We start from the raw sequence: 12,564 nt of genomic DNA, 5'->3' as shown, positions 1-12,564 counted from the left end.
TAAGTGTCACACGGGAATCAAGCCTCGGCGCAGCGCGTCACCAGGCTCAGGCTGATGCCCATCTCCGTCAGGTGCTGCATGTCGGCCAGGGTCAGGTCCAGCGGTGCATCGAGCGTGTCGTCGCCGTTCAACTCCAGTTGCAGCTCGGCCACGATGCGCGGCATGCTGAACGTGACACCGCGCGAGCGGCATTCGGTCAGGTAGCTGCGTATGCGCGAGGGCAACACTTGCGCTTTGGACGCCTGCGCGATGACGACTTCGAAGCCGGAATCGAGATGCACGCGCCCCGCCGCGCCCTTCGCCTCGCCCTTGCGCCATTGCCGTTCCGGATCCGTGGGCAAGACTTCGAGAATGGATTTGAGCGTGGGATCGTCCCCATGCACCGATAGCTTCACCATATTCATATTGCAAGACTTTCTAGTCAGGATGCCGCCAGGAAGACGGCACCATCATCAGACCGACAAGTCTACGCATGGAAGACAATTATGTCCATACGGCAATATTTAATATCTGCCAGCAATTTGGGCTATATCAACAACAGGCGGAACAGGATAGCTCCGCCTGTGATCGCCAATTACTGCGCCGCGCCGCGCGCCTGCAAGGCGGCCCGCACACCGGCGCCATAGGCCGGATCGGCCTGGTCGAAGTGGGCCAGTTGACGCTGCAAGGTTTCCGGCCGCACCAGACTCAAGGGACCGGCCAGGTTGTCGAACAGGTTCTGCTGCGCCTGGACGGACATCAGACGGAACAGATTGCCGGCCTGCGTGTAATCGTCTTCCACGCCGCGCCCATCATAGCGGGCCGCGCCGCCGTCGAGCGCCAGCGCCGGTTCACCATGGCCCAGCCCTTGCGGCTGCGTGCCTGCCGCCGCCACGTTCGCGTAATTCTGCGCCGCACCGCCATTGTGGATCGCCATGCCGCCGTCGCGCTGCTGGTTGTGGAAGGGGCAGCGGGCCGCATTCACGGGCAGATGCTGGTGGTTCGTGCCGACCCGGTACAGCTGGGCGTCGTGGTAGGCGAACAGCCGGCCTTGCAGCATCTTGTCCGGCGAGTAGCCCATGCCCGGCACGGCATTGGCCGGCGAAAAGGCCGCCTGCTCGACTTCCGCGTGGTAATTGTCCGGGTTGCGGTTCAGCTCGAAAATACCCACCGGCAGCAGCGGGAAGTCGGCGTGCGGCCACACTTTCGTCAGGTCGAACGGGTTCCAGCCCGTGCGCTGCTCCCATGCATCGAGTTGCTCCTGCGTCGCCACTTGCAGCTTGACTTCCCACTGCGGGAAATCACCGCGTTCAATGGCGCCGAACAGGTCGCGCTGGGCGTAGTCGGGGTCGGCACCGGCCAGGCGGCCCGCTTCCGCCGCAGGCAGGTTCTTGATGCCCTGGCGCGTCTTGAAATGCCATTTCACGTACACGCGCTGGCCCTCGGCATTGATCAGGCTATACGTGTGGCTGCCGAAGCCATCCATGTGACGATAGCCGTCCGGCGTGCCGCGGTCCGAAAACAGCATGGTGACCTGGTGCAGGCTTTCCGGCGCATGGCTCCAGAAGTCGAACATCATCTCGGCCGATTTCAAGTTGCTGTGCGGATCGCGCTTTTGCGTGTGGACAAAGTCGGGGAACTTGATCGGGTCCTTGATGAAGAACATGGGCGTATTGTTGCCAACGAGATCCCAGTTGCCCTCTTCCGTATAAAAACGCACGGCGAAGCCGCGCGGGTCGCGTTCCGTATCGGCACTGCCGCGTTCGCCACCGACGGTGGAAAAACGCGCGAAGGTGGCCGTCTGCTTGCCCACTTCGGCAAACAATTTGGCCTTGGTGTAACGCGAGATGTCGTGCGTGACGGTAAAGGTGCCGTAGGCGCCCGAGCCTTTTGCATGTACCACGCGTTCGGGAATGCGCTCGCGGTTGAAATGCTGGAGTTTTTCGATCAGGTGGAAGTCTTGCAGCAGCAGCGGGCCGCGGGGGCCGGCGCTGATGGAATTCTGGTTGTCGGCGACGGGGATGCCCGAGGCGGTACTGAATGGCGGCTGTTGGCGCATGGCTGCTTTTCCTTCGTTGTTGACTAATAGAATCAGTGTAACGAGGTCAACAACAAAGGAAAAGATAATTGATTTTATCGAATCAATAGATATTTACAATGAACAACCGTGGGCATCGCATACGTCGCCCAATTGCGCCTGTAGCTTCGCCGGCTGGCCCAAAACCCCCCCGATATCGATCACGGACAACTTGCCGCTGCCATCGTCGAGCACGAACGTGGGAAAGCCCTGCCCGCCCACCTGTGCCAGCAAGGCGCGGCTGGCAGCGATGTGCTGCTGCGTGGCGGCGCCCGCCTGCCGCGCATACTGGGCCTGGAAGGCGGCGCCATCCAGGCCCAGTTCTTGCGCCAGCGCCAGCAGCACGGGCAGGTCGGCGATGCGCAAGCCGTCCACGTAATGGGCGCGCTGCACGCGCTGCAGCATGTCCAGGCCCTTGCCGGCCAGGACTTCCGCCGCCAGGATGGCCGTGATCGGCGGTGCGGAATCCATCATGGCCGTGGTGTCGTTCAGCAAGCCGTTGACATAGGCGTCGCCGAAGGGCTGACCCGACAGTTGCTCGATGCGCCGGTCATGCGGCAACACATAGCCGCGCCATTCGGGCGTGATCTGGCGGCGATTGCTGCCCGTCATCATGCCGCCGCCGTGGAAGGCCACCGTCAGGCCGGGCACGGCGCGCGCCGCCTCGACCAGCGGCGCGGCGCCGTAGCACCAGCCGCACAGGGGATCGAAAATGTAGTGCAGTGTGGGCATGGCGACCTCCTTGTTGCCGCTTACCATTTCATTTCGCCTTTTGCCACTTTCGCGCTGGTTTCCAAAGCGCCATCGAGGCCCAGCTTCGGATAGCGCATTTTCATCGCCTCGATCAGCGCGGCCGAATTGGCGGCCTTGGCCGTTTCCGCTTCAAACGTCACCAGGTAGTCGCGCGTAAAACCGATGCTGTCGGGCGTCAGGGGCGAACCCACCTTGAAGTGGCCGGGTACGACGGTGACAGGTTTCAGCGCGGCAATGCCGTCCAGGGTCTTGAGCCAGTCCTGGCGCGATTGCAGGCTTTGCGTATCGGCCGTCCAGACGTGCAGGTTGCCAAACAGCACCACACCGCCGACGACGGCCTTGATCGAGGGAATCCACACATAGGTGCGCGCTGGCGTCGGGCCGGCGATATCGAGCGACTGGCCTTCCAGGCTGATGCGCTGGCCTTTCAATGCTTCGGGAATGACGATGCTGTGCGGCGCGTTGTCTTTCAGGATCGGGCCCCAGTAGGCGACCTTGGCGTCAGCCTTGCGGCGGATCTCGGCCACGGTGTCCGGCGTGGCGACGATTTTTGCCTGTGGGAAAGCTGCCTTGATCACGTCGAGGCCAAAGTAAAAATCGGGATCGCTGTGGCTGATGTACACGGTCGTCAGTTTCTTGCCGCTGGCGCGGATCTTTTCCACCAGTTTTTGCGCTTCGGCACGCGAGAATTGCGCATCGATCAGCACGGCGTCATGCTTGCCCGCGACCAATACGGAAGCGACGGGGAAGATGGCCGCTTCGCCCGGATTGAAGACTTCCAGGGTCAGGGGGGCGCTGGCGGCGGCCGAAGCGGCGCCGGCGGCAAACAGGGTGGAAACAAGAACGCTGCTGATAGATTTGGAGAACATGATGTGCCTTCACAAGATGATGGGGATGCATGCATCTTACGTTGCTTTATTCGGTAGAAAAACCCAATAAAACGCAATAGTTTGTTGCATATTTCGATTCAATCTAGCGATGGCTGGCACGCTACGGTGTATTTTCCCAGCGAGGACGCGCGCAAAAGCCACGCCACTTGCATCTGCGCAGCAGTGTCGCAAAACGTGTCACGGCGTCATGAGGATGTCACATTGAATTGTTATCTTGCTAGCTCTTTCAAACCTAGCCGGATGAACCACATGACACGCAGAAAAATTTCCGTCGCTGGCTGCAGCGTCGCCATCACCCTGATGCTGGCCGCCTGCGGCAGCGATGCCAAAAAAGAAGAGGTAGTGGCCGAAGCACCGCCGAAAAACGTCATCTTCTTCCTCGGCGATGGCATGGGCCTGACCACCATGACGGCCGCGCGCATCTACTCGGTAGGCGAAGAAGGCGCACTGACCATGGACACCTTGCCGGAAACGGCCTTCGTCAAGACCTTCTCGAACGACGCGCAAGTCACTGACAGCGCACCATCGATGGCTGCCTACATGACCGGCGTCAAGATGAACAATGAAGTCATTTCCATGTCGGCCAACACGCTCGCCATCGATCCGGGCAAGGATGCCAACGGCAACAAGCTGGTCAACAAATGCGGCACCGGCAACGGCACACCCGCCACCACCTTGCTGGAACTGGCCAAGGCCAAGGGCTACGCGGCCGGCGTCGTCAGCACGGCGCGCGTGACGCACGCCACCCCGGCGGCGACTTACTCGCACATCTGCCACCGCGACCTGGAAAACGATATCGCCGCAGCGCTCGTACCAGGCGGCACGGGCTACAACAGCGCCCTGGGCACCACGGGCCTGGAAGTGGTGCTCGGCGGCGGCGCGCAATTCTTTACGCCATTCAAGAACGGCGGCAAGCGTTCCGACGACCGCGACCTGGTGGCCGAGCTGAAGGCGAAGAGCTACACCATCGCCAACAACGCCACCGACTTCAAGGCTGTCGATGCGGCCAAGACGGAGCGCCTGTTCGGCGTGTTTACCTCCAGCCACATGAGCTACGACCTGGACCGCGATGCGGCCAAGGAACCTAGCCTGGCGGAAATGACCACCAAGGCCATGGACGTCCTGGCCAAGAACAAGAAGGGTTATTTCCTGATGGTCGAAGGCGGCCGCATCGACCATGCGCTGCACGAAACGACGGCCAAGAAGGCCCTGCAAGACACGGTTGCTTTTGACAACGCCATCAAGGCCGCCATCGAAAAAGCCAAGCTGACCGATCCGACCCTGGCCAATACCCTGATCGTCGTCACGGCCGACCATGACCACACCCTGGTGCTGAACGGCTACGCCAAGCGCACGGGCAAGACGGCTGCCGGCAACCCTGGCGTGCTGGGCGTGGTGAAGAACTACGTTACCGGCGCGGTCGAGAAAGACCTGGACGGCGCACCGTATTCGATCATCGGCTTCGGCAATGGCGAAAACCGCACGCAATCGAGCCGCGCCGCCATGGCCAGCCTCGATGAAACCGTCACCAGCGCCAATACTTACCACCAGGAAGCGGTGATCCGCACGGCGGCAGGCAACGAAACCCATGGCGGCACCGACGTCTTCCTGGGCGCCATCGGCAAAGGTTCGGAAACCTTCCTGGGCACCATCGACAACACCACAGTATTCGGCCTGGTCAAGACCGCCGGCGGTCTGTAATCCCCAAGAGACAAGAATTGGACAAGCACATGAAACTTGCATCGACACCCGCCGCACTGAAATCGGCCCTGAAACTCTCCTTGCTGACCACGCTCGTGGCCGCCAGCGTCGCCAGCGCCTACGCCGCCGACGCCAAGAACGTCATCTTCTTCCTCGGCGACGGCATGGGTCCTTCCGTCGTGACGGCAGCGCGCATCTTCAAGTACAAGGAAGAGGGCAGCCTGAACATGGACAAGCTGGAACGCACGGCGCGCATCAAGACGTTCTCGAACGATGCGCAAACGACGGACAGCGCCCCCTCGATGGCCGCCTACATGACCGGCGTCAAGATGAACAATGAAGTCATCTCGATGGCGCAGGACACCATCGCCAAGGAACCGGGCCGCGACGCCAACGGCAACCTGGGCGTGAACAACTGCCCGGCCGGCGGCAAGAGCGTGCCGACCATCCTGGAACTGGCGAAAGCCAAGGGCAAGGCCGTGGGTGCCATCACCACCACGGAATTGACGCACGCCACGCCGGCAACGACCTTCTCGCACATCTGCAACCGCAATGCGCAATACGCGATCGCCGCGCAAACGGCGCCAGGCGGCGCCGGCTACAACACGGCCCTGGGCGACGGCGTGGACGTGCTGATGGGTGGCGGACGCAACCACTTCACGCCATGGTCGGCCAGCAACAAGGCCGGCCGCGCCGACGGCCGCGACCTGCTGGCCGAATTCGCGGCCAAGGGCTACACCGTGGCCGCCAACAAGACGGAAATGGCAGCCGCGCCGAGCAACAAGAAGTTCATCGGCCTGTACAGCGCAAAGAGCCACCTCGACTATGAACTGGACCGCACCTCGTCCAAGCCATCGGCCGACGGCGCCAACCAGCCTAGCCTGTCGGAAATGACGCTGAAAGCCATCGACCTGCTGTCGAAAAACAGCGCTGGCTACTTCCTGATGGTCGAAGGCGGCCGCATCGACCACGCCTTGCACGGCATCAATGCCAAGCGCGCGCTGGTCGATACCATCGCCTTCGACGACGCCATCAAGGCGGCCATCGACAAGGTCAGGGAAACCGATCCGAAGCTGGAAAATACCCTGATCGTCGTCACGGCCGATCACGACCACACCCTGGCGTTCAACGGCTACGGCAAGCGCGGCAACCCTATCCTCGACATCAACCGCGGCTACAAGGATAACCAGCCAAGCAAGGATGAAGACGGCAATACCTACACCACCCTGGTGTTCGGCAACGGCCCGAACCGCCCTGACCTGCGCACCAACGTCGACAGCGCCACGGCCCTGTCCGACAACTACCTGCAAGAAACAGGCGTGCGCCTGGCCAGCGAAACCCACGGCGGCGGCGACGTCAAGCTGCTGGCCACGGGCGCCGGCGCCAAGGCCTTCAAGGGCACGCTGGACAACACCAAGGTGTTTGACTTGCTGAAGGCGGCTTTCGGCTTCTGATCTGCATCAACACGGTAACCCCACCGGGGCGGATGGCAGCATTGCCCTCCGCCCCCTTTGCACGATAAAGGCAACACCATGAAATCGACCCTGATCGCCGTCCTCCTGGCCGCCGGCTTTGCCGCCAGCGCGCAAGCTGCTCCTGCAACCCCTTCCGCTCCCGCCGACCTGGACCTGGGCATCACCTATTACAGCCGCGTGCTGACGCCGGAAGGCGTGACGCGCGAAAGCCGCTACGAAGAAAAAATGCTGCGCCGCCCCGGCCACGTGTGGGTCGAGCGCGTGCTGGCGCCAGCGACCGACGCGCATGCCGGCCACAAGCATGGCGACAACACCAAAGTTGCGCTGAAGGCCACGCAGCATGAACACAAGCACTTCAATCCTGTGCTGATCCCGCGCCACGTGATGCTGGAAAAGAACACCGTGCGCGTGGAATACATCGATGCACACGACAAGATCGTCGTCTCCATCCCCAAGGCCGAATACGAAAACGTCAATTTCGACGGTTCCTGGGAAAACAGTTTTTATCTGCTGGACCCGAAACTGGTCACCGCCATGCCACTGTCGAAACAGGCATCGAACGTGACGGGCGCGCGCTGGCGCGAAGTGGAAAAGAATGGCGTGTTCCAGCGCATCCTGTGGGATGAGCAAAAACAGATTCCGCTGGTCATCGAAAGCGGCGACCGCGCGAACACCTTCTATCGCCGGGTCGACGTCAAGCTGCAGCCCACCGTCAGCAGGGCGCAGCCGTGGGCGAATCTGCAGAACTACGCGCAGCGCGAATACTCGGACTACCTGGACTAAGCTAGCCTCGGGACGTAAAAAAAGCCAGGGAGCGATCCCTGGCTTTTGTCTGGCTGTCTGGCTGTCTGGCTGGCGTCAGATTACTCCGCCGCTGCCGCTTTCTTTGCCGGCGCCTTTTTGGCGGCCGGCTTTTTCACGGCCGTGGCTTTCTTCGCTGGCGCCTTTTTGACGGCTGCCGCTTTCTTGACGGCCGTTTTCTTCGCTGGCGCCGCGCCTTCTTCGCCTTCCACCTCGGTCGCTGCAGCCTTCGCCTTGGCGCCCGGCTTGGCCTTGCGCTCTTCAAACTCGAAGCTCACCTTGCCATCCTTGCCGCGCACGAGGAAAGCCTTGAACGGGCGACGGGTACGCTGTGATACAAAGCCCGGCAGCAAGTCCGTCTTGCCATCGTTGAGCAGTTTTGCCATTTGTTCCGGCAAGATTTCCTGCTGCAAGATGATGCGGCCGCTGCGGAAATCGCACGTCTTCGGCTTGGCCATGCTGTGTTCGCACACATAGGCCAGACCCATTTCGTACACGCCGGCGTTGCACTTGGGGCAAGGTCCCACGGGGGTCTGGCCCGTGAAATCGACGCCTTCGCCATCTTCGCTTTCGTCGTTCTGGCCGAAATCAAATTCCAGCTTGAAATTCTTGATCTCTTCATCGCGCACGATGCGCAGGATGGCGGCGAACGGACGGCCCATCTTCGAGCGGAAACCTTGCAGCGGGCCGATGGTGCGGTCCTTCAGCAATTGTTCCACTTCAGCGATTTCGAACTGGCGCGAACCCGGCGTCTTGCTCATCGAGAATTCGCACTTGGTGCAGGCGAAACGACGGTAGTTTTCCTTCACAACGCCGCTGCAATTCGGGCACGGCGTTTCCAGGGTGGCGTAATCGCCGGGAATCGTGTCGTTGTCGTATTCCTTGGCGCGCTTGACGATGATTTGCGTCATCTGCGCGATTTCACGCATGAATTCTTCACGCGAAATCTTGCCTTTTTCCATCTGCGACAGCTTGTATTCCCACTCGCCCGTCAGCTCCGGCGCCGTCAATTCATTAACGCCCAGGCCTTTGAGCAAGGTCATCAGCTGCGAGGCCTTGGCGGTCGGGATCAGTTCGCGGCCTTCGCGAATCAGATAACGTTCCGTCAGCAAGCCCTCGATGGTGGCGGCGCGCGTGGCAGGTGTTCCAAGACCCTTGCCAGCCATCGCATCGCGCAGCTCGTCGTCGTCGATCAGCTTGCCGGCGCCTTCCATGGCCGACAGCAACGTCGCCTCGGTATAGCGCGCTGGCGGCTTGGTCACCAGGCCGTTGGCGCTGACGCTTTCCGTCTGCACTTTCTCGCCCTTGGCGACCGGCACCAGGTTGCCGTTGCCATTGCTTTCCTTGTCCGCGTCCGTCGACGCTTCCTTGCCGTAGATGGCCAGCCAGCCGGGATTGGTCATGACCTTGCCTTCAGTCTTGAACTGATGGCCCGACACTTCCGTGTAGCGCGTGGTGACCTGGAATTCCGCAGGCGGGAAGAACACGGCCATGAAGCGGCGCGTGACCAGGTCATACAATTTTTGTTCCGGCTCGGACAAATTCTTTGGCGCGATCGTCGTCGGGATGATCGCGAAGTGATCCGAGATCTTGGTATTGTCGAAGATGCGCTTGTTCGGCTTGACCCAGCCCTTGTCGATGATCTGCTTGGCGAACTGGTGGTAGTTGCTGTTGTCCTTGACCGTTTCCAGCGCCTGCAGCACGGTCGGCATGTAGTCTTCCGGCAGGTGGCGCGAATCGGTACGCGGATACGTCAGCACCTTGTGCTTTTCATACAGCGCCTGGGCCAGGCCCAGGGTGTTCTTGGCCGAGAAACCGAAACGCGAGTTGGCTTCACGCTGCAAGCTGGTCAGGTCGAACAGGCCAGGCGCCATCGAGGTGGTCGGTTTCGATTCTTCCGTGACGATGCCCTGGCGGCCGCGGCAAGCGGTGGCGATCGAGTCGGCAGCCGTCTTGCTCCACAGGCGCTCGGCGCGCTTCTCGGGGTCGTTCTCATCTTTCTTGAACTTCGTGTCGAGCCAGCGGCCTTCATAGATACCGGCCGCGCAGACGAATTCGGCGCGCACTTCCCAGAAGTCGCGCGGCACGAATTTTTTGATCTTGTCTTCGCGTTCAACGACGATGGAAAGCGTTGGCGTCTGCACGCGGCCCACGGTGGTCAGATAGAAGCCGCCCTCTTTCGAATTGAACGCCGTCATGGCACGCGTGCCATTGATGCCGATCAACCAATCGGCTTCCGAACGGCAGCGGGCCGCGTCCGCCAGCGGCAGCATTTCTTCATCGCTGCGCAGGTGCGAGAAACCGTCGCGGATGGCGCCCGGCGTCATCGACTGGAGCCACAGGCGCTTGACCGGTTGCTTGGCCTTGGCGTTTTGCGCGATCAGGCGGAAAATCAGCTCGCCTTCGCGCCCCGCATCGCATGCGTTGATGAGGGTGGTAACGTCTTTACGTTTGATCAGCTTGTTTAATACTTTGAGGCGCGCTTCCGTCTTGGCGATCGGGTTCAGCGCGAAATACGGTGGAATCATCGGCAAGTGCGCGAAACTCCATTTGCCGCGCTTCACGTCGAATTCTTCCGGTACGGCGATCTCCAGCAAGTGGCCGACCGCCGACGACAGGACGTATTCATCCGATTCAAAGTACTCATCGTGCTTGGTAAAGCCGCCAAGCGTCTTCGCGATATCGTTCGCGACAGAAGGCTTCTCGGCGATGATGAGGGTTTTTGTCATATTTTGTGGTCTCGAAAAATGCTCTAGGATAGTTTCAGCATGCGCATCATACAGTGCATTGCCAGGCACCGACGCTTTTGTCTGCGCAATGCCTTGTGACTTGTGGTCTTGTCAAGCGGCCAATGATAAGCGCCTATTGAAGAATTCGGCAAGTTATCTGCAAGCAAGAATGCGCCAGCGCAAACACAATGGGCTGGCGTGCGCGCGGGTGCAGGGCATCTTAGAGGCGATGGCGCGGCAGCGGCGCCAGGATCGGGCCCAACGGCTGCAGTGGCAGCCGCAAGACAGCATAAAAATGTTCAGGGCAAGGCGCAGCGTCGCAGACAGTACGCCAGTACGGCAAGACGCTGTAACGCCGCCATGGACATTTTTATTAGTGCAATAGGCGGGGAGGCAGGTCTTCGTCGTCAACGAACAAGTCGTCGAACATCAGCGCATCCGGTTCCTTGCCCTGGCTCCACAGCAGCATCAGCACGATGACTTTCAGCTTGCCCAGCGAAACGGGCGCCTCGTCGAGCGCCAGCGCCCGTTCGATGACGATTTCGCGCTGCAGCGGCGAGAGCACCCTGGCACTTTCCAGGAACTGGATGAAACCGATGGCGGCCGTGCCCAGCACGTCGCTTTCCTGCTGCACATAGAAGCGCGTGCCCGTGGAACTGGCCGTCAGGGTTTGCTCGACGCCGGCCATGGCGTTCAAGTCTGTCAGCCAGACGAGCGCTTCGGAAATCTCCACGTCGTCGAAACCGACGGCTGACAGTTTGCGCGCCAGGACGGCCGGCTCGGGGCAGGCGTCGGGGCGATAGTAAGTCTCGTAGAGGTACACCAGGATATCGAACATGGCTCTACTCTATCAGCTAAGTTCGCTGCGACACAAGGGTGCGCACCGACAAAGCGCGCCCGTGCGGCAAGGCCGCCACACAAGTGACAAGCTGTCATTTGCAGCGTTGAAACAGTCCTCCCGGCAAGCGTTCAAGCAGGCCCGCCAGCTCCAGCGCCAGCAACTCGCCCATCAGCACGCCCATGGCCAGGCCGCTGCGCGCGGCCAGGGTATCGGCATCGAGGGGATCGTGGCCCAGTGCGGCCAGCAGCGGCGTCTCGTCTGCCACCACTGCCGGCACGAGGGGAACGCCGCCCAGCCACTGCAACTCTTGCAGCACGTCATCGGCCGACTCGACCAGCTTGGCGCCCTGCTTGATGAGCGCATGGCAACCCTTGGCCAGGGTGGCATGGATGGAGCCGGGCAAGGCATACACATCGCGTCCCTGCTCGCCGGCCAGGCGCGCCGTGATCAGGGAGCCCGATTGCGCGGCCGCCTCGATCACCAGCACGCCGCGCGCCAGGCCGCTGATCAGGCGATTGCGACGCGGAAAGTTAGCTGGCATGGCCGGCAAGCCCAGCGCGTACTCGCTGACGATGCAGCCTTGTTCGGCAATTCTTTTCGCCAGATCAAGGTTGCGTCGCGGATACACCAAATCGGCGCCCGTGCCGATCACGGCCACGGTGGCGCCGGCGCCGCGCAAGCCGCCCTCGTGCGCGTGCGTGTCGATGCCCAGCGCCAGCCCGGAAATGATGGTCAGGCCCGCCGCGCTGAGGGCGTGCGCAAAGGCGGCCGCATTCTGCATGCCTTGCGCGCTGGCATTGCGGCTGCCGATGATGGCTACGCCGGGACGCGACAGCAGTTCCGCCCGCCCCCGTACATATAACAATAGCGGCGGATCGGCGATTTCCAGCAACAGCGGTGGATACGCGGCATCGGCCAGGGTCAGCACGGCATTGCCGGGCCGCTGCAGCCACTGCAGGGTGAGCGCCAGCTGACTGTTGGCCACCGGTTTGGGCGGCTGCACGATGGCACGCGCCACGCTGGCCGGCACCACCTCGCGCAAGGCCTCGAACGGCGCGGCAAAGATTTTCGGCGGCAAGCCGAAGCGGGTCAGCAAGGCGCGCGCCGCCACCGGCCCCACGCCGTGCAGATGCTGCAGGCGCAGCCAGCCCGCCAGTTCCGTGGCCGTGTCTGCCGTTGTGGCAATTGCATGCATGACAACCTCACTGTGTACTGTGCCCTCCCATGCTAGCGCCCTGGCAGACACGCGATACCGATGCGCGCAAGGATGCGTGCAATGGCGCTGCAAAACGGCCCCGCATCCACAGCGCCATGGGCG

Annotated in this window: 10 protein-coding genes; 3 read left to right on the top strand and 7 right to left on the bottom strand. The window is 61.7% G+C overall.

Going from position 1 to position 12,564, the window contains the following annotated elements; genetic code table 11:
• Positions 1–17: 17 nt before the first annotated feature.
• The 4 genes from FJQ89_RS21960 to FJQ89_RS21945 form a co-directional block, all read right to left on the bottom strand.
• On the bottom strand, positions 18–398 hold the full coding sequence (locus FJQ89_RS21960; RefSeq protein WP_141171696.1) for a hypothetical protein: 381 nt from the start codon (positions 396–398) through the stop codon (positions 18–20).
• A gap of 176 nt (positions 399–574) precedes the next feature.
• Positions 575–2,038 carry a catalase gene (locus FJQ89_RS21955; RefSeq protein ID WP_141171695.1) on the bottom strand — a complete coding sequence of 488 codons (1,464 nt, stop codon included), beginning with the start codon at positions 2,036–2,038 and terminating at the stop codon, positions 575–577.
• 93 nt (positions 2,039–2,131) lie between these two features.
• Entirely contained in the window at positions 2,132–2,788 is a 657-nt protein-coding gene (locus tag FJQ89_RS21950) for a DsbA family protein (protein WP_141171694.1), read from the bottom strand.
• 20 nt (positions 2,789–2,808) lie between these two features.
• Positions 2,809–3,678, bottom strand: coding sequence for an MBL fold metallo-hydrolase (locus FJQ89_RS21945; RefSeq protein ID WP_168208506.1), 870 nt, complete (start codon positions 3,676–3,678; stop codon positions 2,809–2,811).
• A 270-nt stretch (positions 3,679–3,948) separates the two neighbouring features.
• Here FJQ89_RS21945 and FJQ89_RS21940 point away from each other — a divergent pair, with 270 nt between their 5' ends.
• The 3 genes from FJQ89_RS21940 (at position 3,949) to FJQ89_RS21930 (ending at position 7,658) form a co-directional block, all read left to right on the top strand.
• Entirely contained in the window at positions 3,949–5,400 is a 1,452-nt protein-coding gene (locus FJQ89_RS21940) for an alkaline phosphatase (RefSeq protein WP_168208505.1), read from the top strand.
• Positions 5,401–5,429: 29 nt separating this feature from the next.
• Entirely contained in the window at positions 5,430–6,854 is a 1,425-nt protein-coding gene (locus FJQ89_RS21935) for an alkaline phosphatase (RefSeq protein WP_141171693.1), read from the top strand.
• 78 nt (positions 6,855–6,932) lie between these two features.
• Positions 6,933–7,658 carry a hypothetical protein gene (locus FJQ89_RS21930; RefSeq protein ID WP_141171692.1) on the top strand — a complete coding sequence of 242 codons (726 nt, stop codon included), beginning with the start codon at positions 6,933–6,935 and terminating at the stop codon, positions 7,656–7,658.
• Positions 7,659–7,738: 80 nt separating this feature from the next.
• Here the strand turns inward: FJQ89_RS21930 and FJQ89_RS21925 are convergent, their stop codons facing one another.
• The 3 genes from FJQ89_RS21925 to dprA form a co-directional block, all read right to left on the bottom strand.
• Positions 7,739–10,405 carry a DNA topoisomerase III gene (locus tag FJQ89_RS21925; protein ID WP_141171691.1) on the bottom strand — a complete coding sequence of 889 codons (2,667 nt, stop codon included), beginning with the start codon at positions 10,403–10,405 and terminating at the stop codon, positions 7,739–7,741.
• Positions 10,406–10,778: 373 nt separating this feature from the next.
• Positions 10,779–11,243 carry a Smg family protein gene (locus FJQ89_RS21920; RefSeq protein WP_141171690.1) on the bottom strand — a complete coding sequence of 155 codons (465 nt, stop codon included), beginning with the start codon at positions 11,241–11,243 and terminating at the stop codon, positions 10,779–10,781.
• 94 nt (positions 11,244–11,337) lie between these two features.
• On the bottom strand, positions 11,338–12,441 hold the full coding sequence (gene dprA / locus FJQ89_RS21915; RefSeq protein ID WP_141171689.1) for a DNA-processing protein DprA: 1,104 nt from the start codon (positions 12,439–12,441) through the stop codon (positions 11,338–11,340).
• Positions 12,442–12,564 lie beyond the last annotated feature (123 nt).

The sequence above is a fragment of the Janthinobacterium tructae genome, from assembly GCF_006517255.1.
GTDB classification, from domain to species: Bacteria; Pseudomonadota; Gammaproteobacteria; order Burkholderiales; family Burkholderiaceae_D; genus Janthinobacterium; species Janthinobacterium tructae.
This window is presented reverse-complemented; position numbering and strand designations above follow the sequence as displayed.

Excerpts from the sequence above, each read along its gene's own strand:
- FJQ89_RS21935 (WP_141171693.1), top strand. The coding sequence starts at position 5,430 with ATGAAACTTGCATCGACACCCGCCGCACTGAAATCGGCCCTGAAACTC.
- FJQ89_RS21925 (WP_141171691.1), bottom strand. The coding sequence starts at position 10,405 with ATGACAAAAACCCTCATCATCGCCGAGAAGCCTTCTGTCGCGAACGAT.
- FJQ89_RS21940 (WP_168208505.1), top strand. The coding sequence starts at position 3,949 with ATGACACGCAGAAAAATTTCCGTCGCTGGCTGCAGCGTCGCCATCACC.
- dprA (WP_141171689.1), bottom strand. The coding sequence starts at position 12,441 with ATGCATGCAATTGCCACAACGGCAGACACGGCCACGGAACTGGCGGGC.
- FJQ89_RS21945 (WP_168208506.1), bottom strand. The coding sequence starts at position 3,678 with ATGTTCTCCAAATCTATCAGCAGCGTTCTTGTTTCCACCCTGTTTGCC.
- FJQ89_RS21950 (WP_141171694.1), bottom strand. The coding sequence starts at position 2,788 with ATGCCCACACTGCACTACATTTTCGATCCCCTGTGCGGCTGGTGCTAC.
- FJQ89_RS21960 (WP_141171696.1), bottom strand. The coding sequence starts at position 398 with ATGGTGAAGCTATCGGTGCATGGGGACGATCCCACGCTCAAATCCATT.
- FJQ89_RS21920 (WP_141171690.1), bottom strand. The coding sequence starts at position 11,243 with ATGTTCGATATCCTGGTGTACCTCTACGAGACTTACTATCGCCCCGAC.
- FJQ89_RS21930 (WP_141171692.1), top strand. The coding sequence starts at position 6,933 with ATGAAATCGACCCTGATCGCCGTCCTCCTGGCCGCCGGCTTTGCCGCC.
- FJQ89_RS21955 (WP_141171695.1), bottom strand. The coding sequence starts at position 2,038 with ATGCGCCAACAGCCGCCATTCAGTACCGCCTCGGGCATCCCCGTCGCC.